This is a genomic window from Collinsella tanakaei (genome assembly GCF_016900375.1).
Lineage (GTDB): Bacteria > Actinomycetota > Coriobacteriia > Coriobacteriales > Coriobacteriaceae > Collinsella.
The window spans coordinates 64056-88510 of sequence record NZ_JACJKB010000002.1; the positions used below are offsets into that span (position 1 = coordinate 64056).

19 protein-coding genes are annotated in these 24455 nt (G+C 65.4%); 3 read left to right on the forward strand and 16 right to left on the reverse strand.

The window, feature by feature from the left end:
• Nucleotides 1–143: 143 nt before the first annotated feature.
• The 10 genes from H6A16_RS01620 to H6A16_RS01665 all read right to left on the reverse strand — a co-directional run bounded on the left by H6A16_RS01620 (nt 144) and on the right by H6A16_RS01665 (nt 14921).
• Nucleotides 144–2456: an S-layer homology domain-containing protein gene (locus H6A16_RS01620; protein WP_204615556.1), complete on the reverse strand. Its 2313-nt coding sequence runs from the start codon at nt 2454–2456 to the stop codon at nt 144–146.
• A gap of 274 nt (nt 2457–2730) precedes the next feature.
• Nucleotides 2731–4263: a Mur ligase family protein gene (locus H6A16_RS01625; RefSeq protein ID WP_204615558.1), complete on the reverse strand. Its 1533-nt coding sequence runs from the start codon at nt 4261–4263 to the stop codon at nt 2731–2733.
• A 172-nt stretch (nt 4264–4435) separates the two neighbouring features.
• Entirely contained in the window at nt 4436–4936 is a 501-nt protein-coding gene (locus H6A16_RS01630) for a 4Fe-4S binding protein (RefSeq protein ID WP_204615560.1), read from the reverse strand.
• Between the two features lie 7 nt (nt 4937–4943).
• On the reverse strand, nt 4944–6038 hold the full coding sequence (locus H6A16_RS01635) for a nickel-dependent hydrogenase large subunit (protein WP_204615562.1): 1095 nt from the start codon (nt 6036–6038) through the stop codon (nt 4944–4946).
• A gap of 2 nt (nt 6039–6040) precedes the next feature.
• Nucleotides 6041–6736, reverse strand: a complete 696-nt coding sequence (locus tag H6A16_RS01640) for an NADH-quinone oxidoreductase subunit C (protein WP_204615564.1) — start codon at nt 6734–6736, stop codon at nt 6041–6043.
• Nucleotides 6737–7249 (reverse strand): NADH-quinone oxidoreductase subunit B family protein, encoded by a 513-nt coding sequence (locus tag H6A16_RS01645; protein WP_239458127.1) that lies wholly within the window; start codon nt 7247–7249, stop codon nt 6737–6739.
• 12 nt (nt 7250–7261) lie between these two features.
• Nucleotides 7262–10135, reverse strand: a complete 2874-nt coding sequence (locus H6A16_RS01650; protein ID WP_204615566.1) for a proton-conducting transporter membrane subunit — start codon at nt 10133–10135, stop codon at nt 7262–7264.
• Nucleotides 10136–10524: 389 nt separating this feature from the next.
• Complete coding sequence (locus H6A16_RS01655) at nt 10525–11706, reverse strand: FprA family A-type flavoprotein (protein WP_204615568.1); 1182 nt, start codon at nt 11704–11706, stop codon at nt 10525–10527.
• A gap of 243 nt (nt 11707–11949) precedes the next feature.
• Nucleotides 11950–12342, reverse strand: coding sequence for a helix-turn-helix domain-containing protein (locus H6A16_RS01660; protein ID WP_204615570.1), 393 nt, complete (start codon nt 12340–12342; stop codon nt 11950–11952).
• Between the two features lie 515 nt (nt 12343–12857).
• Entirely contained in the window at nt 12858–14921 is a 2064-nt protein-coding gene (locus H6A16_RS01665; protein WP_204615572.1) for an elongation factor G, read from the reverse strand.
• A 523-nt stretch (nt 14922–15444) separates the two neighbouring features.
• Between H6A16_RS01665 and H6A16_RS01670 the strand changes: the two genes are divergently transcribed.
• The 3 genes from H6A16_RS01670 (at nt 15445) to H6A16_RS10705 (ending at nt 19232) form a co-directional block, all read left to right on the forward strand.
• Nucleotides 15445–15957 carry a DUF4430 domain-containing protein gene (locus H6A16_RS01670; RefSeq protein ID WP_204615574.1) on the forward strand — a complete coding sequence of 171 codons (513 nt, stop codon included), beginning with the start codon at nt 15445–15447 and terminating at the stop codon, nt 15955–15957.
• A gap of 78 nt (nt 15958–16035) precedes the next feature.
• The gene (locus H6A16_RS01675) at nt 16036–16905 is read left to right on the forward strand and encodes an energy-coupling factor transporter transmembrane component T (RefSeq protein WP_204615581.1); all 870 of its coding nucleotides are present in this window, start codon (nt 16036–16038) and stop codon (nt 16903–16905) included.
• Nucleotides 16893–19232, forward strand: a complete 2340-nt coding sequence (locus H6A16_RS10705) for an ATP-binding cassette domain-containing protein (protein WP_239458128.1) — start codon at nt 16893–16895, stop codon at nt 19230–19232. Before H6A16_RS01675 ends, H6A16_RS10705 begins: the two co-directional genes overlap by 13 nt.
• A gap of 141 nt (nt 19233–19373) precedes the next feature.
• Here the strand turns inward: H6A16_RS10705 and H6A16_RS01690 are convergent, their stop codons facing one another.
• The 6 genes from H6A16_RS01690 to H6A16_RS01715 form a co-directional block, all read right to left on the reverse strand.
• The gene (locus H6A16_RS01690) at nt 19374–19799 is read right to left on the reverse strand and encodes a MarR family winged helix-turn-helix transcriptional regulator (protein ID WP_239458129.1); all 426 of its coding nucleotides are present in this window, start codon (nt 19797–19799) and stop codon (nt 19374–19376) included.
• Between the two features lie 49 nt (nt 19800–19848).
• Nucleotides 19849–20289, reverse strand: a complete 441-nt coding sequence (fabZ, locus tag H6A16_RS01695) for a 3-hydroxyacyl-ACP dehydratase FabZ (protein WP_204615804.1) — start codon at nt 20287–20289, stop codon at nt 19849–19851.
• A gap of 9 nt (nt 20290–20298) precedes the next feature.
• Nucleotides 20299–21543 (reverse strand): beta-ketoacyl-ACP synthase II, encoded by a 1245-nt coding sequence (gene fabF, locus H6A16_RS01700; protein ID WP_204615583.1) that lies wholly within the window; start codon nt 21541–21543, stop codon nt 20299–20301.
• Nucleotides 21544–21786: 243 nt separating this feature from the next.
• Nucleotides 21787–22527, reverse strand: coding sequence for a 3-oxoacyl-[acyl-carrier-protein] reductase (gene fabG / locus H6A16_RS01705; RefSeq protein ID WP_204615584.1), 741 nt, complete (start codon nt 22525–22527; stop codon nt 21787–21789).
• A gap of 3 nt (nt 22528–22530) precedes the next feature.
• Nucleotides 22531–23475 carry an ACP S-malonyltransferase gene (gene fabD, locus H6A16_RS01710; RefSeq protein WP_204615585.1) on the reverse strand — a complete coding sequence of 315 codons (945 nt, stop codon included), beginning with the start codon at nt 23473–23475 and terminating at the stop codon, nt 22531–22533.
• 4 nt (nt 23476–23479) lie between these two features.
• Entirely contained in the window at nt 23480–24409 is a 930-nt protein-coding gene (locus tag H6A16_RS01715) for a nitronate monooxygenase (RefSeq protein WP_239458130.1), read from the reverse strand.
• Nucleotides 24410–24455 lie beyond the last annotated feature (46 nt).

The following is a 24455-nucleotide window of genomic DNA, read 5'->3' on the forward strand; positions in this document are numbered from 1 at the left end:
CGGCGAGCGTACGGAAAACGTCGCTAGGCGGTTCGATGGGATGAGGATTGGGGGCATGCCCGCTGCGGTGAGGGGTTCCTATCTGCTGCTACACAAAGACCGGGCCGGCTCTCGCCGACTCGGTCTTGCCGATCGCTCAGGTCTTACTGCAGCGTCCGATAGGCGCCCGTGGCTATTGCCGCCATCTCGGCGCGCGTGATGTTGCGCGTCGCGTCAAGCGTGCGCGAGCCGTCTTCGTGCTCCACGCCGCCGATGACTCCGGCCTCGACTGCCCAAGCCATCGTCGAGCGGGCCCACGGGCCCACCTCGCCCGCATCGGGGAACGCATCGAGCGCCGCAAGGTCCGCCGCATCGACATCAGCGTCCACAGCGCGTGCCGCCATCGCGGCGAACTGCTCGCGCGTGAGCGCATCGCCCACGCCAAAGCGGTCCGCACCCTCGTAGCCGGTCATGATGCCCGCAGCGTATGCCCAGTTCACATAAGGTGCGTACCATGCATCCTGCATGACGTCGGAAAGCGGGGCGGCCTCAGCGGTCCTATTGCCCTCGCCCAGCCAGTTCCACATGACGGTCGCGCCCTGCTCGCGTGCAGCGAGGTCGTTAGGCCCGAACGCTTCGCTTCCGCCGTAGCCGCTCATAAGGCCGAGCGAGACGGCATCCAGAACGCTCTGGTAGTACCAGTCATCCTCCTGCACATCGGCAAAGTAGCTGCCCAGCGGATCGCCATACGCCCTGATGGGGAAGTTGTCGTAATCCAGGCCGTTCGTGTGCTCGTAGTTCTCGCGCCACCCCGCGATTTCCTCGCTCCAGTCGCGCCAGCTTCCGACCTGGAGGAGGTAGCTCTCCCCCGGGTTCACGATGCCCTTTTGGTAGCTCTGCCGGCCATCCGCGGGATGGTTCGCGTCCTGGTTGACGACCAGCTCGTACTCCCCGCTCGGGTTCTGAAGGGTCGCCGAAACGGCATAGCGCTTCCCGGCAGGAATCACGACCGGGCGCTCGAGCTCTTCGCGATGGTAGCCACCGAACTCATACGTGGTAACGGTCGTGGAGACGACCTCTTGCCCCTCGGGACCGTCGGCGTCGTCATCGAGCAAATACACCTCGTAGGTCACCGTGGTACCCGGCGTCCGCGTGATGACCGACACCTCGTGCAGGATCATGTCCTCCGACGCGGTGAAGACATTCGCCACGCTCAGCTTTTCGGATGATGTCATAGGCGTGAGACCCGTCGTCATGGCAAAGGGCATGTAGTCGTACATCGCGGATATCTCGCATGTATGCGCGTCGGAGGCGACATCGAAGTCATACGACACGGGGCTGCTCAGGCTCATGTCGTAGTACGAGAGGTAGAAATAGCCGGTTCCATCGATGCCCCAATCGCCGTGGTTGGGGAAATCCCGATCCGACGCACCGCGGGAGTCCTTGACGATCCAAGCGCCGTCCGCAGGCGGCTGATGGCCCTCGACGAAATTCTCGCGCGCGTAGGTGTCGTCCCAGCCGACGATCTCGACGGCATGGTTGGCGGTCTGGTGCGTGTAGGTGTAGTGGGCCCACGTCTCTTTGTCCAAGTACTGCTCGTCGCTAAACCCCTGCTCGCTGGCGTCCTGGCGCATGCCGATCTGGACGCCGCGCCCCGCGGCGAGCTCCAGCTTGATCGCCGCGGTGCCAGCGGAATCGTAGCCTTCATACACGGGGACCTGCACGCCATCCCCCATCGTGTAGGTTACCTTCGCCGGCGAGGGAAGGACATTGCCGTTCTCGAGCGTGTAGAGCGACGTGAACCGCAGCGACTCGTCCACCGACCAATCGTCGAACAGCGAGTACATCGGACCGGATTCCGACTCCTCGATCGTGGGCTCGCCCGTCTCGGGGTTCACGCCGTGGTAGGGAACCTCGGATTCGAGCACCGGACCTATGCCCGAGGAGAGCGTCGAGAACGCCATGTCGGAGAAGAGGCCCTCCCGCAGGCGGAAGCTGTCCGGCAGGCTGCCCAGGTCGGAGTACATGCCCTCGCCTGCCTGGCTCGGGCAGGCCGCGAAGTCGTCGGGCAGGGCCGTCTTGGTGAACCACGCGAGGTGGAGCTCGGACAGGTCAAGCGGATACTGCTCATACGTGGTTTCGAGTTCGGAGAGGATGGAGGTCTCCACCGCGCCGATGGTGCCGAACGCCCAGCAGGTGCCCCAGGCGCCCTGGTTTTTCACCGGGGTGACGACACCGCGATCGCGCAGGTCAAACTGCGCACCCAGCGAATCGGCGGCCTGAAGCGCAATGTTCGCGTCGGCGTCCTCGTAGGCAAAGGCCTCTGTGGACGAGACGAGCGTGGGTGCGAGGAGCGATTCCGCCGCCTGCGCGCTCGCTGCGAAGGCAGCTCCAGGCGCAAGGACGAGCGCCAGAACGGCGGCGATGCCGCAGGCGAGGGGCATCCGGCGCGTTCTCGAAACGGGATGAAGCCTCATGGCGGATCCTCTCTCGTCGCTCTGTCGACCGGTGTGGGGGTGCGGCTTTATCTAGCGTAAAGCAAAACCCATGAGGTGATAGAGCTGAGAGCGAAAGCGGGTGCATTGGAACCGGTGACGGGTCTGGATTTGCCGTTGCCGGCTCAAGATAAAAACGCCCGGTCCTGGTGGTCGGAACCAGAACCGGGCTTGAATGAAAGTTTGGGGACAGACCCCAAACTTTCACGCTTCGAGGTCAGAGAGCGCTATCCCCGTCCGCAGGCGGGGCAACGGACTAATGAAAGTTTGGGGTCTGTCCCCAAACTTTCAGGGCGCGCTCGAGCAGTACGCCGTCGGCCTCGCAGGGCTCTGGGCCGTCCGCGCGCAGCTGGCGGGTTTCGTGGCCCTTGCCCGACACGATCACCACCGCCGGACGCGTCGTCTCGCGCACGCAGGTGCGGATGGCCTCGGGGCGGTCCAGCACGATCTGCCAGTTGTGGTTGCCCTGCGCCTCGACGGCGTCCGCGATGGCGCGACAGATATCCGCAGGGTCCTCGGGGCCCGGGTCATCCTCAGTGATAACGATGCGGTCGGCGTACTTGCCGGCAGCCTCGCCCATGGTCTCGCGGCGGTCCACTCCCTTGCCACCCGTGGCGCCGAACACGACAGCCAGCTCACGGTCGGGATAGTTCTCGCGCAGGTCGCAGAGCATGGTCTGCAGGCTCATGCCGTTGTGGGCGTAATCGACCACGCCCACGATCGCGCCGGATGCGCTCGGGTAGAGCTCCATGCGGCCGGGCACGCGCAGGCGCTCGAAGCCGTGCACGATGGCCTCCTCGTCGATGCCGAGCGCCTCCGCGCACGCGATGACGCCCAGGGCGTTGGACACGTTGAACTTGACGGGGGTGGCGATGAGGATGTCGCGCGTGAAGCGCGGCGTGCGCACGGTGGCCACCACGCCGCGATCGGTGTGCGCGAGCGCCGTGGCGCAGACGTCGGCGCGCTCATCGGCCACGGCGTAGGTGATGACGCGCTCGCAGGTCGACGCAGCATCGAGCACGCGATCGACGTGGTCCATCTCGAGGTTGACCACGGCGGTGCGGCACTGGGAGAACAGCTTGAGCTTGCTGGCGAAGTAATCCTCGAACGTGGGGTGCTCGATGGGCGAGATGTGATCCTCGCCGATGTTGATGAACGCGCCGACCGAGAACCCGATACAGGCGGTGCGCTGGTACTTGAGCGCCTGGCTCGACGCCTCCATGACCACGTAGCGCTTGCCGGAGTCGGCCGCGTTGGCGAGCTGGCGCTGCAGCTGGAACGACTCGGGGGTCGTCAGCTTGGAGATGCCGCTGTCCACGCCATCGTCGAACTCGATGCTCGAGAACAGTCCCGCCGGCTGGCCACCCGCCGCACGCTCGCATTCATCCAGCACGCTTTTGAGGTAGTAGGCGCAGGTGGTCTTGCCCTTGGTGCCCGTGAACGCGCAGACCTGCAGCCTGCCCGACGGATGGTCGTAGGCAAGGTCGGCCAAAAGACCGAGGGTAAGACGGATGTCGCTCACGAGGATGCAGGGAACATCCACCTCGTAGTCGGTCTCCGACACGTAGGCCACGGCACCAGCCTCGATGGCGCCCAGCAGGTAATCGCGCTTGAAGGCGGCGCCCTTGCACACGAAGAGCGTCTGCGGACAAGCGGCGCGCGAGTCGTCGGTGGCGAAGGCGATCGTAAGGTCGCCGATGCCGTCGGGGGCGCTCACGAGCACGTCGTGCGTGGCGAGCAGCTCGACTGCACGGGATAGCGGATAGGTCTGTTGCGTGGCGCCTGCCATGATGTATCTCCTCGGGTTGCAACCGATGATGGTCCCCATCAGTGTACCTGCAAGTTTGGGGACAGGTCCCAAACTTGCACACGGAACAATTAATACGTATATAAAAAGGCCCCGCGCACTGTGCGCAGGGCATTGGGTGAAAGTTTGGGACCTGTCCCCAAACTTGCAGGGACTACTCTGCGGCCTTGGCGGCCTTCTTTGCGGCAGCGGCCTTGCGGGCCGCCTCGACGCGCGCCTGCTGCTCGGGCGTGAGCTCGCGCTTGGGCTTCGCGGCCGCACCGGCCGCACCAGCGGCACCGGCGACGGGCTTGGTGGGCTTCGCCGGCATGTCCTTGTGCATCGTCACCGTCGTGAGCCGCGTCGTCGGCTCGGTGTTGTACACATCCATGCTCAGGCACTTCTTGGGGCACTCGTGCACGCACGACGAGCACTGGATGCAGCGATACGGGTCGATAGTCCAGTTGCCGGCCTTGCGGTCGACCGTCAGGGCATCAGCCGGGCACACGCGGGCGCACATGCCGCACATGATGCAGTTCTCGACATCGTTCACCACGTGTCCGCGCATGTCGGGGAACAGCGTCGGGATGTCGCGCTTCTCATACGGGTAGCGCACGGTCGCAGGCTTCTTGAACAGCGAGCCCAGCGTCAGCTTTGCCAGTTTGAACGTTCCCATGCGTCGCCTACCTTTCTGTGCAGCTGATGCACGGGTCGATCGTCAGGATGATCATGGGCACGTCGGCCAAATCGACGCCCTGCAGCGCGCGCACCATGCCCGCCAGGTTCTGCGAGGTCGGCGTGCGCAGGCGGAAGCGGTCCAGGTACTTGGTGCCGTTGCCGCTCACGTAGTAGAACGCCTCGCCGCGCGGCTGCTCGATGAGCACGTGGGCGCGGCTGTTCTCGGGCGGCAGGACCTTCGGGCCGGGCTTGCCGCCGATGCCGTCGTGCGGAATCTTGGCAACGAGCTCCTTGATGATGTCGATGGCCTGGTAGACCTCCTCGCAGCGCACCTTGCAGCGGGCGTAGCAGTCGCCCTCGGTGGCGATGATGGGCTGGAAGTGCTCGAGGTCGCCATAGGCGCCGAAGCCGGTCGTGCGCATGTCGTGCTCGATGCCGGAACCCTTGGCGAACGGGCCGACCATCGAGAGCTCAAGGGCGTCCTCGAACGAGATGTAGCCCACGCCGCACAGGCGGTTTTTCACCGAGTTGTCGTTCAGCATGGTGTCGACGATGACCTTGTAGTCGCGCTTCAGCTCGTCGAGCTGCTGGCACACGTCGCGCAGCATGCTGTCATCGATGTCGTGGGCCATGCCGCCCACGATGCAGATGGACAGGATGATGCGGCCGCCACAGGTCTTCTGGAAGATGTCGAGGATGGTCTCGCGCAGGCGCCAGCAGTGGTTGAACAGGCTCTCGAAGCCGAAGCCGTCGGCGAGAAGGCCCAGCCACAGCAGGTGCGAATGGATGCGGGAGAGCTCCTCCAGGATAGCGCGCAGGTAGTCGACGCGGCGCGGGACCTCGATGCCCAGCAGCTTCTCGGTGGCGGCGGCGTAGCCGTAGCCGTGGCCGAAGCTGCAGATGCCGCAGACGCGCTCCGCGACGTAAACGAACTGGTTGTAATCGCGCTTCTGGACGAGCTTCTCCAGGCCGCGATGCACGAAGCCGATCTGCGGGATGGCCTCGATCACGTGCTCGTCCTCGACGACGAGGTCGAGATGAACCGGCTCGGGCAGCACGGGGTGCTGCGGGCCGAACGGGATAACGGTACGAGTCGCCATGCCTACTCACCATCCTTTGCGGTCGCGGCCTTGCCAGCAGCAGCTGCGGCTGCGGCGTCCTTCTTGGCCTTGGCCTCCAGCGCGGCGCGCACTTTGGCGGCCTTCTCGGGGTCCATGGCGGCGAGCTTCGCCTCCATCTGGGCGGCGCGCTCCTCGGCCGTGGGCTTGGCCGGCTTGGGCGCCATCGCGTCCACCGCGGCAACGGCGGCGGCATCGGCGGAAGCGCGGTCCTCGGTGAGCGCGCGGTCGGCGCTCTTGGCCTCGGCGGCCTCGCGGGCGGCCTTGGCCTCCTTCGCGGCCTTGGCGGCGCGCAGCTTGGCGGCCTTCTCGCGCTCGGCCTTCATCTCCGGCGAGATGACCGTCATGGGCGCGGTCTCGGCCAGGTTGAAGAAATGCCCGCCGAAGTCGAGCTTCATGTTGACGAAGTTCACGTCGAACAGGTCGTGCGCCTCGTTCTCGTAGGAGAACGCCGCGAAGTACAGGCCCTGGATCGACGGCACCTCGGCGCCCTCGGGCACCTCCACGCACAGGTTGAGCGCGTTGTCGCAGGTCTCGTCGTAGAAGGTGTACAGCAGGCCGATGCCGCGCTCGGGGAACTCCGCGCACAGCTGGATGAAGCGCATGCCCTGGTGCTTGAGCGTCTGGACGCGCGTGAGCAGCTCGCCCAGCGGCACGTCGACGAATTCAGTGGTGTACATCTAGTCCTCCCTCGCCTTCATGGCCTTGAGGCGGGCGTTCACGGCCTCGTCGTCAAGCAGGTCCTCGGGCTCCTGGAGCACCTCGCCGGCGGCCAAGCGGCGCGCCTTCTCGTCGAGGATCTCGACACCCTTGAGCACGGCCTCGATGATGGTCTCGGGGCGCACGGCGCAGCCGGGGGCGTACACGTCGACCGGGATGGCCTTGTCCACGCCGCCGATCACGTTGTAGCAGTCACGGAACACGCCGCCCGTGCAGGCGCAGATGCCGCAGGCCACGACGACCTTGGGCTCGAGCATCTGGCTGTAGATGTGGCGGACGACGCGGATGTTCTGCGCGTTGATGGAACCCGTCACCAGGAAGATGTCGGCATGCTTGGGGTTGCCCGTGTTGATGATGCCGAAGCGCTCGATGTCGTACAGCGGCATGAGGGAGTCGAGCACCTCGATGTCGCAGCCGTTGCAGCTCGATCCGTCGTAATGGATGAGCCACGGCGATTTAGAGTTATATCCCATGACACTCGCTCCTTAGATAAACGGGGTGATGAGCACGTAGAACAGGTTGACGACGCCCATCACGAGCGCGACGAGCCACGCCAGCTTGAGGCAGGCCTGCCACTTCATGCGCGCGAAGTTGTTGTCGATGGCCACCTCGAGGAACCACGTGACGGCCACGACGGCCACGGCGATGGCGATGGAGATCGGCGAATCCCAGATGAAGAACATGCCTACCCACATGAGGAACAGCACGCTCTCGCACCAGTGCATGATCTCGATCTTGGCGAGCGTGCGGCCGGTCATCTCGGTCGTGATGCCCTTGAGGAGTTCCTGGTGCGCGTGGTGGCTGTACGACAGGTCGAACGGCGACTTGCGCAGCTTGATGGTCAGGATGAACAGCAGGCCGAGGAAGATCGGGCCGAGCGTGACGATGATCGGCTGCTCGACCTCGAACAGACGCGCCACGTCGAAGCTCTGCGTAGCCGTGAAGAAGCCGACCGTCATGATCATGAGCATGGGCTCGTAGGACATGACCTGCAGGCACTCGCGGTCGGCGCCGGCGTCGGCGAACGGCGAGCGCGACGAGTAGGCCGCGATGATCACGAACAGCGTGGCCAGCGTGACCAGGAAGACGCACATCAGCAGGTTGGAGCCGGAGATGAACATGCCGCCGGCGAGGATGGCGAAGATCAGCGCGCAGGTGATATAGGCCTCGTCGATGGCGTTGACGCTCGTCTGCTGCTTGGAAAGCAGCTTGCGCACGTCGTAGTACGGCTGCAGGATCTTCGGACCCACGCGGCCCTGCATGTGCGCGCTCACCTTGCGGTCGAGGCCGTCGAGCAGGCAGCCGACGATGGGCGCGACGATGGCGAAGACCACGACACCCACGCCGATGCCGAGCAGGTTCGGGCCGACGAGCAGGACCTCGCGCTCGACGAAGAACGCGCCGCCGGCGAGAAGCTCGGGGTTGAAGATGAAGCAGGCGGCGAAGGCCATGAGGATGACCGAGGTGCACACGATCAGGCCGACGTTGGTGAGGGTGCCCTCGGGGAAGATGTCGTTAAGGTACCAGTTGCGCTTGGTAGAGCGCATGGTGCGGCCCATCGAGCCCTGGTAGGTACGCGAGTCGGCGTCGATGCAGACGCCGGACAGGTACACGTGCTGGCGCGCCTTGGAGGAGCGGCCCCAGGGGGTCAGCAGCACGATGGCGATGAACACGACGATGGCGACCATGATGATCATGTTGTCGACGTCGATAAGGCGCGGGACCTTGTGGTAGGTGAACTCGAGGTAGGGCCCGATCACGAACTGGGAGATGACCGGGAGCAGCACGCAGCACATGACGAGCAGCGCGGAGATGAAGCCGATGGCCATCCACTCCGTCCTGTGCACGCCGCCCTCGACGTTCTCGGCCTTCTGCGACACGCCGGCGAGCTTGCCGAGCCACTTGGCCCAGAAGAAGAACGTGGCGGCCGAGCCGAAGGCCAGAAGGATCAGGAAGATGACGTTACCCGTCTCGGCGAACGACACGAGCGTCGCCCACTTGGAGATCAGCATGCCGAACGGGGCCACGAACATGCCCATGATGCCGAGCATCATGAAGCGGGTGAGGTGGGGCAGGCGGCTGAAGAGGCCGTCCATGTCCTCGATGTTGCGGCTGCCGATGCGGTGCTCGACGGTACCGACGCACAGGAACAGCACCGACTTGGACACCGTGTGGAAGATGATCAGGAAGACCGCAGCCCACACGGCCTCGGACGTACCGACGCCCGCGCAGGCGGAGATCAGGCCGAGGTTGGCGATCGTCGAGTACGCGAGCACGCGCTTGGCGTTGCTCTGACTGATGGCAAGGAAGCTGCAGAGCACGAAGGTGATGCCGCCGATGCCGACGACCATGGCGGAGGCGACCGGGTACTCAAGATAGAGCGGGGCCATCTTCACGAGCAGGAAGACGCCGGCCTTGACCATCGTCGAGGAGTGCAGCAGAGCGGACGTGGGGGTCGGGGCGACCATGGCGCCGAGCAGCCACTTGTGGAACGGCATCTGCGCAGCCTTGGTGAGGCCGGCGATGGAAAGCAGCATGAGGGGCAGGGTCATGAAAGCAGCCTGCTCGCCGCCGGCGACGTCGACCATGCCGTTGATGGACAGCGGGATGCCCACGACGTGCATGAAGACGAGCGCGATATGGAACGCAAGGCCGCCGATCATGTTGAGGTTGATCTGCAGGATGGCGCTCTTCTTGGCCTCGGGCGTGCGGGTGTAGCCGATCATGAGGAACGAGCACACGGTGGTGATCTCCCAGCCGGCCACGAGCCAGTCCATGTTATCCGAGGTCACGATGATGAACATCGCGGAGAGGAACAGGAACATGAGGGCGATGAACTGATGGCGACGGTCGGGCGCCGTGGTGCCCTTCTTGGCCGCGGCCTCGTTCTCGTGGTGCTGGAAGTCCTTCATGTAGCCCAGCGCGTAGATGCAGATGGCGCTACCCACGAGACCGACGATGAGCACCATGATGACCGACAGGTTGTCGATATACATGGGCTCGGCCATGGCGTCCTCGGGATGGATCGCGAACGAGCCGCACCAGATGGAGATGAGCAGCTGCACGAACGACATCACGAGCATGATGGTGTTGCGATAGCTGATGGCCAGCACGAACACCAGGCCGCACAGGAACAGGTCGACCGCGACGGCAGCGTAGTTGCCCATGAGCGACATCTCGGGCGACATGCCGAATGTCGTCGGGTTGCCCATATAGGAAACGGCGCACAGAACGCTCGAGACCGCAATGACCACGGCAGAGCCGATTACCAGAGGATCGCGCGCGCTGTCGTTGCGAAGCACCATCAACGCGATGGCAACGACCAGGGGAAACGCGATCAAAAAGCCCAGTAAAGCCATAGGCCCCCCTCTTAACATGAAGCTTTTATAATCCCAACTAAACTAGCACGAAACGCACACCCCCGCCACATCTTGTCGGCGGGTAATCCAATCTGCTGCATAAATAGGCAACCCCCTCAGCCGCCCGTGAATACTCAAGCCCACAAAAACAATCGCCCCTGCTCGGGATCAGGCGAAAGCGCTTTGCGCTTTCGCCTGATCCCGAGCAGGGGCGATATATAAAAAGCGCCGGGCCCCGCCCGGCGCACCATATTCCTCCCCGCCCCACGCAGGGAGGCGCGAAGCGAGGGCCCGCCCCGGGTTTCCCCTCGCGCGCAATCCCGCAGCCCTAGGGCGAGGACGCGCGCGTGGGGAAACCCGGGGCGGGCCCGTTCAGTACCGTTACCCGCTTACTCAGCAGCCTCGATCATCTTGCACACAGTCTCCTGCAGCTCCGCCAGGTTCTCCGCAGACGGAATCCACTGCTGCGCCACCACGGGCACTGGCAGCTGGAACTTCGCGTTCTCAAGCTCGGCGTACACCTGCTTGGGACCGAGCGGTGCCCAGCCGTAGGAGCCGAAGGCCAGGCCGATGCGCATGGAGTTATTCGGCGACAGGCCGCGCATGTAGGTGAGGAAGCCCGCCACGGTCGGCATCATGTTGGAGTTGAGCGTCGGCGAACCCACGGCGACGTACTTGGCGTCGCACATCTCGAGGATGATGTCGGAGATGTGGGTGTGCTTCACGTCGATGAGCTCGGCCGGGATGCCCTCCTTGATGAAGGCGTCGGTGATCTCGCGCGCCATAGCCTCGGTGGAGTGCCACATGGAGTCGAACACCACGACGGCCTTGTCCTGCATCTGGTAGGTGGTCCAAGCCTCGTACTTCTCCAGGATCGTGTCGATGTTTGAGCGCCAGATCACGCCGTGGCTCGGGCAGATCATGTTGAGGTCGAGGGTCTTCACCACGTCGAGCGCCTTGTGGGCCTGCATGCCATAGGGCCACACGATGTTGGCGTAGTACTTCTTGGCCTGCTTGTAGACCTCGCACAGGTCGTTCTCGTCGTCGAAGCGCTTGGTCGAGGCGAAGTGCTGACCGAAGGCGTCGTTGGAGAACAGGATCTTGTCGACGTCGGAGTAGGTGACCATGTTGTCGGGCCAGTGGACCATCGGCGTGGTCACGAAGGTGAGCGTGCGCTCGCCGATGTTCAGGGTCTCGCCGGACTTCACGGGCGTGGCCTCGATGCCGAAGTGGGCGCGGACCTCGTTGACGCCGGCGCCGGCCGACGCGTAGATCGTGGCGTTCGGGGCCACCTTGTGGATGGCCGGCAGCGAACCGGAGTGATCCATCTCGACATGGTTGGTGATCACGATGTCGATCTTGGAGGGATCGACGACCTGCGAGATGCGCTGCAGGAACTCATCGGTGAACGTCGCCTTCGCGGTGTCGATGAGGGTGATCTTCTCGTCCATGATGAGGTAGGCGTTGTAGGTGATGCCCTTCTCGGTGGTATAGCCGTGGAACGAGCGCTCGTTCCAGTCGATGCCGCCGACCCACCAGACCTTGGGGGAAATCTCGATTGCGTTGAGCATGCGGAGTCCTTTCTGCCGCGTACCGCCGTCGCCCGTTTGGCGCGGCGCCTCAAAAATCGGCTCAATCATAGCACGTCAACAGGATTGAGTCTCAATATGAGACACTTTGAGTACCCTATTCACGGGTTGCGCACCGCTTTGGCTTTTCCGGCAACGCCGGGCAAGGGCCGCGCTCACGAAAGGGGCGCCGCGGCGGAAAACTCCGCTGCGGCGCCCCTCGACGTGCCTATATAAGAGCGTGCGCTACGAACGCGGCGTCTTGGGCTTGCGGCCGCGCGGCTTGCTCACAAGCGCCTCGGGACCGCCCTCGCGATACTGGCGGCACCAGGTCTTGACCGAGGACTCGCTCGGGACGCCATGCTTGATCATGACCTCACGCACCGACATGCCGTTTTCCAGACGGTCGTGCACGACCGACAGCTTGAGCTCGTAGGGGTAGACCCTATGGGACGCGCCGGCGTTCATGATGGCGGCCTGCCCACCCACTGCGTACGAGCGCGCCCACTGACGCGCCGTGGCCTCGGGAATGCCGAGCTCGACTGCGAGGGCGCGATGACCCACACCCGTCGACAGGATCTTTGCCGCACGCTTGCGCATCTTGGCGTCGTATTTTGCACCATGTTTGAGATCGGTCATTTTTAACCTTATCTACCTGCGAAAACAATACTTGTAAATTGCTTATGCCCAGACAATTTGGATAATAACACGAATATGGACTTATTCCCCTTACATTTACTGGATACTAATCGCGACCTGGGGTTACTCAAGGTACCTGATGCCCGCGCGAGCGGCCGGTAAACTCGCCTTCACCGCTACCACACATATTCCAATATGATAGATAGGTTGTTTTTCGACCCTCAAGCGGCGCCTGATGCAGGTACTGAAAAGTTATGAAGCCCGTTTTCAGCGTTTCTTTTGCGCTCCGCCGCGTAGAGTCGTGAATCTCCGACTATGCGCTCATCAAAACCCCAGCTCAGAAGCTTGGGCACAAACCGTCACGCACCGTATACTCGGCTGATGGTGAAAGAAACGCTGAAAACGGGCTTCATAACTTTCCGGCTCGCTGATCGGACGGCAAAAAGCGCCCGGCCCCGCCGTGATGACGAGACCGGGCGCTGCGAATCGACTGTCGTCGCTCCGTCGAATGGCTGTTACCTACCCTGAGCGCGGCTCTCCTCGTAGAACTCCACGAGATGCTTCTGCACGTCGTAGGGAACCTGCTCGTAGCCGGCGGGCTCCATGGTGAAGTCGCCCGTGCCGCGAGTGAGGGAGCGCAGGCGGGTGGCGTAGTCCACGAGCTCGGCGTAGGGCACGGTGGCGGTGACCACGGTGTTGCCGCGATCATCGGTGTCCATGCCGGTCACGCGGCCGCGGCTGGCGGACACGTCCCCCATCACGGCGCCGGCGTAGCTCTCAGGGATGGTGACGGTGATGTTCTCCATGGGCTCGAGCACCACGGGATCGGCCTCGGAGCAAGCCTTCTTGAGCGCGATGCGCGCGGCGGCGCGGAAGGCCATCTCGTTGGAGTCGACCGGGTGATAAGAACCGTCGTAGCAGGCGACGCGGATGCCCGTGAGCGGGTAGCCGGCGATGACGCCTTCCTTCATGGTCTCCTGGACGCCCTTGTCCACGGCGGGGATGAGGGCACGCGGGATGCGGCCGCCTACGACCTCATCGACAAACTCGTAGTCGCCGTCGGTCAGCGGCTCGACGCGCAGGTAGCAATCGCCGAACTGGCCGGCGCCACCGGTCTGCTTCTTGTGGCGGCCCTGGGCGCTCGCCACGCGGCGGATCGTCTCGCGATACGGGATGCGGATGGGCACGATGTGCGCCTCGACCTTCGTGCGCTCCTCCAGGCGGTTGAGCAGCACGGACACCTGGGCCTCGCCCACGGCGGAGATGATGGTCTGGCCGGTCTCCTCGTCGCGCTCGATCTTCATGGTCGGGTCGGCCTCGCACGCCTTGTCGATGAACGTGAAGAGCTTGTCCTCCTCGCTGCGGTTTACGGCCTCGATGGCGATGCGGTACTGGCTGTTGGGGAACTTGAACGCCGCGGCCTCGACCTTGCCGGAGACGGACAGGGTGTCGCCCGTGTCGGCGGAGATCTTGGTGGTGACGATGATGTCGCCGGCCTCGGCCATACCGACGTCGGTCATGTCGCGGCCGCACATGACGTACAGGTGCGCGAGGCGCTCGCTCTTGCGGGTGCGGGCATTCACGAGCTCGATGCCGGGGGTGAGCGTGCCGGTCAGGACCTTGAGGAAGGAGATGCGGCCCTGCTGGGCGTCGTTCAGGGTCTTGAAGACGAAGGCGACGGGACGATCGTCCTCAGCGGAGATCTTGAGCGTATCGCCGTCCATGAGGGGCATCTCGCCGTAGTCGGTGGGCTTGGGGAAGTAGGTGGCGATGTCGTCCATGACGGAGTGGATGCCGAGCTCCTTGGTGCAGGAGCCGACGAACACGGGGACGAACAGGCGCTCGGCGATGGCCTTGGACAGCAGGCCCTCGACCTCTTCCTGGGTGAGCGGCTCGCCCTCGAGGTACTTCATCATGAGCTCGTCGTCGGCCTCGGCCACAGCCTCGCAGAGCTGCTCGCGGGCGGCCTCGGCGGCTGCCTTGTACTCATCGGGGATGTCGTACTCGGTCTGCGTGGTGCCCTCGCAGTGGCGCGCCTTCATGCGCACGACGTCAATGACGCCCTCGAAGGCCTCACCGGTGCCCCACGGCAGGGTCACGGCGCCCAGACGCATGCCGAAGCGCTCGCGCAGCTGCTCCATGCAGGTGTCGTAATCGGCGGTGTCCTTGTCGATGCGATTGATGAAGACGGCACGGGCAAGGCGCAGGTCCTCGGCCGCGTACCACAGCTTCACGGTCGTGGGCTGCGGGCCCTCAGAAGCGTCGACCACGAAGAGCGCCGTCTCGCTGACGGCCATGGCCGCGTACGCGTCGCCGATGAAGTCGGGGTAGCAGGGGGCGTCAAGCACGTTGATGCGGGTGCCCTTCCAGTCGATCGGCGCGACGGAGGTCGAGATGGAGACGCCGCGCTTGACCTCCTCGGAGTCGTAATCGAGCGTGGGCTTCGTCCCCGCGTGACCGCCCAAGCGGGTGGTCTTGCCTGAAAGATGCAGCATCGATTCTGCCAGGGAGGTCTTTCCTACTCCTCCCTGGCCAACCAAGACGACGTTCCTCACATTGCCGGTTTTCGGTGCACCCATGATGACCATCCTTTCTGCGGCACGTGCCGCCGGGTTCATACGGAGGTGGAAGCGGGGCGTCGCGTGCTTCGCGCGGACCGTGCCGCCCCGAGTCGCAGGGGCTTGCGCGCGGGCGATGACCTCGCTCCCCTTCCGCATAACAGCCGTATGCATCGAGCCTACCCCGGCAGGCGGGTGGACATAACGGCCTTTCGACAGACGGTGCACTGCAGTGCGGCAAAGGGCGAAATCGGAACAGGGGTTTTAAGCGAAGCGACAAGAATGAACCTGGCACCATCCTGTCGCTTTCCGTCGCATGCTACAATCGGCGATGCATTGATATATGGCCAGATGGATGGTGCGGAGACGCACGGCGGCGGCCGAGCCGACGCCAGGGGAACGGGGTGCGATACCCCGGCTGTACCAGCAACCGTGAGTCCAGGACCGCGAGCACGCTCCCGCAGATCGGGCGGGCGCACGCGGCAACGGGGACGAGCCGGATCGCCTCTCCATCGAACAAGGCCCTGGAGAGAAAGGCATACCCATGCTCAACCGAATCGCCCAGCTTCTGCCCTCCCGCTCGTCGCGTCGCGCGCTTGCGACCGTCGGCCTGACGCTCGCCCTTATCGTGGGCGCGCTCGGCGGCTGCACGCAGACCGTCGAGACCACCGACACCGGCTCTGCGGCCGGCTCCGTCGCCGCTGCCGCCCCTGCCGGGTCCGCCACCACGGGTGCCGCGGCGTCCGATGACCAGCAGATCGCCGTCCAGGTGGTCGTCGACTCCAGCGCGGCCGATGGCAGCGTGAGCTACGACGGCACCGTGGAGCTTGCCGAGGGTGCCACCGTTCTGGACGCCATCGAGGCCACCGGCCTTGAGCTCGACGTGCAGGATTCCGAGTACGGCGCGTTCGTGAACGCCATCGGCGGCCTTGCCACCGGCGACGCCGGCGACGCGAGCGGCTGGGGCTACGACCTCAACGGCGAGATGGTCATGGAATCCGCCGACGTGGCGACCGTGGCCGACGGCGACGTCCTCACCTGGACCTACCTGGTCTAGCGGATACACATCGCACGCAGGCGGGCCCGCACGCGGCGCCCGCCTTCTTTTTACCGCCGTCTCACATCGGATCGCAGTATGAACCGCTCGCAGCACAACCCGTTTTCCGCCTACCACCCCGCCGTCGCCCTCACCTACCTGGCGTGCGCGGCCGGGTTCGCCATGGCTGCCATGCAACCGGTGTATGCGGGCTTTTCGCTTGCGGGAGCGCTCGTATGCGCCGCGTGCGTGCGGGGCGCGGAAAGCCTGCGCCGCATGGCGTGGCTGGCGGTTCTCGTTCTGGTGGTCACCGTCGCGAACATGCTGTTCATCAGCGAAGGGGCCACGACGCTGTTCACGCTGGGATCCCGCGCCTTCACCCTGGAGGCCCTGCTGTACGGGCTGTGCTCCGGCATCATGTTCGCAGCCGTGTTCCTGTGGATGGCGAGCTACGCCGCCTGCATGGACAGCGCCGCCACCATGGAGCTGCTGGGACGCGCGATGCCCACTGTTTCCCTGATGATCTCGCAGGTCATGCGGCTGGTTCCGCAGTTTGCACGGCGCGGCCGCACGGTGGCCGCAGCGCTTGCCGCCACGCCCGCCGCGGCTCCGCGGGGAGCGCGCGAGCACACCGCGGGCAGCCTGCGCACGGTTTCGGTCCTTATGGGTTGGGGCCTCGAGGACAGCCTTGTCCGAGCGGACTCCATGCGCGCCCGTGGGTACGCCTGTGGCGCAACCCGAACGACCTACCGGCGCTGCCGTATGCGGCGCGCCGATGCGATCGCGCTCGCGATCGTCATCGTGCTCGCGGCGGTGAACATCCCGCTTGCCGCTCTCGCCTGCTCGCAGTACAGCTTCTACCCCGCCCTCCCGCGCCTCGTGGCATGGTGGGGATACCTGCCATACGCTGCGCTTATGCTGCTACCGGCAGCGCTTGCCCTTCGGGAGTGGTGGCTATGGCGCGCCTAGGGGTCTTCGAACAGCAGCAGGCCACCAGGTGCGGCGCGTCGCCCATCGTGAGCATCCGCGACTTCTCCTTCGCATACCCCGGTAGCGAGGGCGATCCTGTGCTCGACGAGATTTCGCTCGACGTGGCACCGGGTGCGTTCTGCGTCGTCACCGGACCGACCGGCTGCGGCAAGACCACGCTGCTGCGCTGCCTCAAGCCCGAGCTTGCGCCCGCAGGCATCCGCCGTGGCAGCATCGAGGTGCTGGGCTGCGAGCCCACGGTGGGCGGCGGTCAGGCCGGCACCATGGACCCGCGCCGCTCCGCCACCGACATCGGCATCGTCATGCAGGATCCTGCTGCTCAGATCGTGTGCGACACGGTCTGGCACGAACTCGCCTTCGGACTCGAGAGCATCGGCATGCCGCAGCCCGAGATGCGCCGCCGCATCGCGGAGGTCGCTCATTTCTTTGGCATCGAGCCCATCCTGCATGCCTCAACCGACGCCCTTTCCGGCGGCCAGCAGCAGCTCGTGAACCTCGCCGCTGTGCTTGCGCTGCGCCCGCGCCTCATCGTGCTCGACGAGCCGACCGCGCAGCTCGACCCCAACGCACGCCGCCAGTTCCTTTTCCTGCTGGGACGCGTGAACCGCGAGCTCGGCATCACGGTCATCATGTCAACCCATCTTCCCGAGGCGACCGAACCCTATGCCACGCAGGCGCTTGAGCTTGGAGATCCCGTTCCCGCCGCGGAGCGCACGAAGCTTGCCGCACAGCTTGCGCCGCGTTGGAACGCCTGGGAGCAGCGTCATGGGAGCGCTCGGGCCGATGCGGATTTGCTCGCCGTTGCCGCCCGCGACCTGCACCTTCGATACGATCGGGGCGCACCGGAGGTGCTGCGTGGCGTGGACATCGCCATCGAGCGTGGCTGCGTTCATGCGATCGTGGGCGGCAACGGATGTGGCAAGTCGACGCTGCTCAAGGCGCTCGCCGGCATTTTGCGTCCTCAGCGTGGGCGCGTGGATAACGCCTGCGCTGCGCGCCAGGCTTACCTGCCGCAGGACCCCAAGACCCTGCTGGTGTGCGACACCGTTGCCGAGGAGCTGTCCGAATGGCAGGCGCGCGTCGGGTACCGCTCAGACGACGTGCGCCGCTTGACCGCGCGGCTTGGCCTTTCCGGTCTCGACGAGCAGCACCCCCTTGACCTCTCCGGCGGGCAGCAGCAGAAGCTTGCGTTGGCAAAGCTGCTGTTCTGCGACCCCGAGCTGCTCTTTTTGGACGAGCCGACCAAGGGTTTGGACCCTGCCGGCACTGCCGAGGTCATCCACATCCTGCGCAGCCTTGCGGATGAAGGACGTGCCGTGGTTCTCGTGACACACGACCTCGACGTCGCGTTTGCCGTGGCCGATGAGGTATCGCTGCTCTTCGACGGGGAGGTCGCCTGCACGGAGCCGGTGCGCACCTTCTTCGAGCGCAGCCTGCTCTACCGGCCGCACGACCGTGCGCGCCTGTATGGGGAGCTGCTCGAGCGGGGCGACGGGGAGAAGGCCTCGGGTACGCTGGATGGGGACGATTCGCGCCCGTCGCACGGCGCCGAGACGCCGACGGTTCAGCCTGCACCAGACCGTTCCGACACGGTTTGTCCCAAGCCGCAGCGCCGCGGATCCCTCCTCGTGGAGGCGCTGGCGCTGACAGCCGTCCCCATCGCGCTCGTCGCCGCGGGGCTCACCGGGTTCTCCCAAACAGCCCTGCTCTCGTTTGCCGTGGTCATCGCGGCGCTTGCGGTCTTTTTCACCTCGTATGAAAAGGGCGGGGCTCGGCTGCGCGAGGTCATGCCCACCGTGGTGCTTGCGGCGCTTGCTGCCGCCGGCCGCATCCTGTTCGCCGCCGTCCCAAGCGTCAAACCGGTAAGCGCCATCGCCATCATCGCAGGCGTTGCCCTGGGGCGGCGCAGCGGTTTCATGGTCGGCGCGCTGGCGGCTCTGGTCTCGAACTTCTTCTTTGGGCAGGGCCCCTGGACGCCCTGGCAGATGTACGCCTGGGGCCTCGTGGGCTACGGCGCCGGCGCGCTTGCGCAAACGGGGCTGTTTGGAAGCGAGGGCAGCGGCCTTCGCAGCCGCCTGGGAGGCATCGCGCTTCTGGTTTATGGCTTCATCTCGTCGGTCGCCTACGGATGGATCTTGAACGCCTGGTCCGTACTGGGCTTCCTTCACACGGGTCTGGGCTTCAACCTGCTTGCGGTCTACGCCGCGTCGCTTCCCTTCGACATCGCCCACGGTGTGGCGACCGTCGTGTTCCTCGCCGCCCTGTACGTCCCCTGGCGCCGCAAACTCAAGCGCATCCTCGGCTGACAAGAAGGGACCAGGTGCAAACTTGTCGCCCATGGCACCTTCTGGCTACGTCCCCAAAGACGCCAAAGGTGCGAATCCCGGTCGGTTGACGGAATCCACCCCTGGGCGACAAGTTTGCACCTGGCCCCTTCTTGTCGGTTGTCAGACGGTGACCTCGGGCATGAGCTCCTCGCTCATCACCGAGAGCATCTCCTCGAACTTCGCGAGGTCGTCCTCGGAGAAGCGCTCCTTGATGCGCGCCATGACATCGTGGATGTAATGCGAGCTGATGCTGTAGTAGTCGAGGTACTTCTGGGTCGGACGCAGGTGGTACTCGCGGCCGTCGCTTTCCGATTGGACCTTCTCCACATAGCCCTTGCGGATCAGGCTGCCGATCTTGTACGCCGCGTTCGAGGACGAGATGCGCATGAAGTCGGCAAACTCGTGCACGGTGGGCGATCCCAGCGCGTGGATCGCCTCCATCGCGAACGCCTCCACCGTGGTGAGGCTCGCCTCGCGGTTCTGGAACCGGGCGAAGGTCTCCTGGTAGAAGTGGAGTTTGAACTTGTCGTACACGCTCTCGAACATTTCTTCCAACTTTTGATGGTCCTCGGCGGCACTCATCTGAGCGCCTCCGCTACTGGTTGTCGGCGGAGCCCAGCGCGAGCGTCAGCGTCGCGGAGCAGGCCACCTTGCCGTCGACGCGCGCCTCCGCGTCGACGAAGGCGAAGGAGCCGCGGACGCGGGTGATATGGCTCTCGAGCTCAAGCACGTCGCCGGGGCGCACCTGGGAGCGGAACTTGGCGTCCTTGATGGCGGCGAAGAAGCCGAGCTTGCCGCGATTCTCGGGCAGCGACAGCATGGCGACGGCCGCCACCTGGGCCAGCGCCTCGACGATGAGTACGCCGGGTAGCACGTGGTACTGCGGGAAATGGCCGCAGAACACCGGGCTCATATTGCTCACGCACAGGCGGCCGCGGGCCCAGGAGCCCTCCTCGCCGTCCTCGATGCGGTCGATGAGCGCGAACGGATAGCGGTGCGGAAGGATCTCCGCGATCTGATTCGAATCGAGCTGCATGGAAATCACCTAGCCATTCCACTTCTTGAGCAGGACGCACGCGTTGTGGCCGCCGAAGCCGAGCGAATTGGACAGCGCGTACTCGATGTCGGCGGCACGGCCCTCGTTGGGCACGCAGTCGAGGTCGCACGCCGGGTCGGGCTCGACGTAGCCGATGGTCGGCGGCAGGAACTGGTCGCGCAGGGCAAGGGCGGTGAAGATGGCCTCGACCGCACCGGCAGCGCCCAGCATATGGCCGGTCATGGACTTGGTAGAGGAGACGGCCATGTCGTAGGCGTGATCGCCGAAGACGGTCTTGATGGCAGCCGTCTCGCCCTTGTCGTTGAGCGGCGTGGAGGTGCCGTGCGCGTTGATGTAGCCCACGGCCTCGGGCGCGACACCGCCGGCGTCGGACAGGGCCTGGGCCATGGCGCGGGCGCCGCCCTCGCCGTCGGGCGCGGGAGCGGTGATGTGGTACGCGTCGCAGGTCACGCCGTAGCCGACGACCTCGGCGATGATGTTGGCGCCGCGGGCCTGGGCATGCTCAAGCTCCTCGAGCACGAGCATGCCGGCGCCCTCGCCCATCACGAAGCCGCTGCGGCGAGCGTCGAAGGGCATGGAGGCGCAGGTGGGGTCGTCACCCGTGTGCAGGGCGCGCATGGTGGTGAAGCCGCCGATGGACAGCGGGGTGATGGCCGCCTCGGTGCCGCCGGTGAGCATGACGTCGGCATAGCCGTCACGGATGTGGCGGAAGGCATCGCCCACGGCGTTGGAGCCGCCGGCGCAGGCGGTCACCGGGCAGGTGCACATGCCCTTGAAGCCGAACTCGATGGCGACCTCGCCGGCAGCCATGTTGGAGATGCCCATGGGGATGTAGAAGGGCGAGCAGCGATCGAAGCCGCGCTTCAGGCAGCTGGTCTGCTGGTTCTCGGTCTCGCGGACGCCGCCGATGCCGGAGGACACGATGACACCGGCGCGGGTGAGGTCCTCGGCCTCGAGGTCAAGACCGCTCTGGGCGATGGCCTCGCGGGCCGCGACGAGCGCGAACTGGGTGAAGCGGGACTTGTGCTTGGCCTCGGGCGCGCTGAAGTGGTCCTTGGGCTCGAAGTCCTTGACCTCGGCCGCGATCTTGACCTTCTGCGCGCTCGCATCGAACTGCGTGATGGGGGCGATGCCGAGCTTGCCGGCGCGGGCGGCATCCCAGCTCTCGGTCGCGGTGTTGCCGATGGGCGTCAGCGCGCCCAAGCCGGTGATCACAACCCTGCGTTTGCTCATATATCTCATCCTTTCGCCAATATAGGGCGGGTTACGTTTTGGTTCGGCGTGAAATAACCTCTAGGGTTTTTTCACCCTTGTAGGTGGAGTACTCAGTCAGCGAGCGGGCAGCTGGCGAGGCGAGGTGGCCTGAACGAGGAGGGCATAGGCCTTAGGGCCATGCCCAACGAGTGAGGGCCAGATCGCCCGCCAGATGACCGCGCAGCGTCAGGCTATGTAAGGGAAAAGGCAAAGCCTTTTCCCTTACATAGCCATACCGCCGTCGACGGCAAGCACCTGGCCGGTGATGTAGGCAGCCTCGTCGGACACCAGGAAGGCCACGGCGTGCGCCACGTCCTCGGGCTTGCCGGCGCGGGCGGCCGGGATCGCGGAGCACATGGCCTGCTGGGCAGCCTCGGGCATGGCGGCGGTCATATCGGTCTCGATGTAGCCGGGCGCCACGGCGTTCACGCGGATGCCGACGCTCGCGACCTCGCGGGCAACGGACTTCGTCATGCCGATGAGGCCCGCCTTGCTGGCCGCGTAGTTGGCCTGGCCGGCGTTGCCCATGATGCCCACAACGCTCGCCATGTTGACGATGGCGCCGCCCTTGGCGCGCATCATGGGGCGCAGCACGGCCTTGGTCATAAGGAAGGCGCCCTTGAGGTTCGTGGCGATGACGGCGTCGAAGTCCTCCTCGCTCATGCGGGCGGCCAGCTTGTCGCGGGTGATGCCGGCGTTGTTGACGAGGATGTCCACACCGCCGAGCTCCTTGGCGGCCTCGACGAGCTCCTTGGCGGAGTCGGCGGAGGTCACATCGCCCTGGACGGCGCGGGCGGTCGCGCCCGTCTCCTCCACGAGCTTGACGGTCTCCTCGGCAGCGGTGGCGTTGCCAGCGTAGGAAAACACGATGTTGGCGCCGCGGCGGGCGAGCTCAAGGCAGATGGCGCGGCCGATGCCGCGGCTGCCACCGGTAACGATGGCGGTCTTGCCGGTCAGATCCATGGGTTATCCCTCCTGGGTTTCGGTCAGCTTCTGCAGGTCCTCGACGGTCTCGACGGGCGTGCAGGCGATCTCCTTGACGGTCTTGCGCACCAGGCCGGACAGAACCTTGCCCGGGCCGATCTCGACGATGCGGTCGACGCCCAGCTCGGCCAGGCGGCAGATGGTGTCCTCCATGCGAACGGAGGACTGCACCTGGCGCTCGAGCAGGCTCACGATGTCGTCGCCCTCGCCCATCTCGCGGCCGAGCGTGTTGAAGAGCACGGGCACGCGCATCTCGCCCAGCTCAAGGCCGGAAAGGCGGTCGCGCAGGGCGTCGCCGGCGGGCTTGAGCAGCGAGGTATGGAACGGGCCGCTCACCTTCAGCGGGATGCAGCGGCGGGCGCCGGCCTCCTTGGCGGCGGCAGCGGCGGCCTCGACGGGCGCGCGGTCGCCGGCGATGACGATCTGACCGGGGCAGTTGTAGTTGGAGACCTCGACGGTCGTGCCCTCGGCGGCGTCGGCAGCAGCAGCGGCCACAACGGACTCCACGGTCTCGCGGTCAAGGCCCAGGATGGAAATCATCGCGGTATCGCGGCCGGCGGCAGCGCTTGCCATGGCGGCGCCGCGGAAGGCGGCGAGCTTCACGGCCTCGACGGGCTCGAACACGCCGGCGGCAGCCAGCGCGGAGTACTCGCCGAGCGACAGGCCCGCGACGTAATCGGGAGCGATGCCGCACTCGGCAAGCACGGCCGTCATGCCGCAGGCGAAAGCCACCATGCAGGGCTGGGTGTACTCGGTGAGGTTCAGCTGGTCGTCGGGACCCTCGAACATAAGGGTCTTGAGATCGAAGTCCACCGCGGCGTCAGCAGCGTCGATGACCTGCGCGAACGTCGGATGGGCCTCGTACATGTCGCGGCCCATGCCCGCATGCTGCGAGCCCTGGCCGGCGTAGAGGAACGCGGTTGCCATGGATTTACGCCTCCAGTCCGTCGATCACGGTCTTGCAGCCGGCCATCATGTCCTCGAAGATGGCGCGCAGCGGACGGATCTCGTGCACCATGCCGGCCACCTGGCCGCACATGAAGCTGCCGGTGTCGACGTCGCCGTCGAGCACGGCACGGCGCAGGCTGCCGAGCGTCAGGGCCTCAAGCTCGTCGCGCTTGGTGTTCTGCTGCTCGAGTTCGAGATACTTCTTGGTCATCTTGTTCTTGAGGCAGCGGACCGGGGCGCCGGCGGGACGGCCGGTCACGACGGTGTCGTTCACGCCGGCCTTGACGACCTTGTCCTTGTAGTTGGCGTGGATGGGGCACTCCTCGCTCGCGAGCAGGCAGGTGCCCACCTGGACGCCGCAGGCGCCGAGCGCGAAGGCGGCGGCCATGCCACGGCCGTCGGCGATGCCGCCGGCGGCGACCACGGGCAGGTCGACGGTGTCGACCACGGCGGGCACGAGCGCCATCGTGGTGGCCTCGCCCACGTGGCCGCCGGACTCGGTGCCCTCGGCGATGATGCCGTCGATGTCGAGGCGCGCGAGGCGTTTGGCGAGAATCGGCGCGGCGACAACCGGGAAGATGCGGATGCCGGCCTCCTTGAAGGCCTCGACGTACTTGGCGGGGTTGCCGGCGCCGGTGGTGACGACCTGTACGCCCTCCTCCACGACGACCTTGGCGCAGTCGTCGATATGCGGGTTCATGAGCATGAGGTTGACGCCGAAGGGCTTGTCGGTCAGCTCTTTGGCGCGGCGAATCTGGGCGCGCAGGCTCTCGCCGTCAAGACCGCCGCCGGCCACGAGACCGAGCGCGCCGGCGTTGGAGCAGGCCGCGGCGAACTCGCCGGTGGCGATATTGGCCATGCCGCCCTGGATGATGGGGAACTCGGTTCCCAGAATCTCGTTCAGCTTCTTCATATCTTCAAGCATTCCTTTCTTATGACAGTGGGAACCGTCCTAGCTG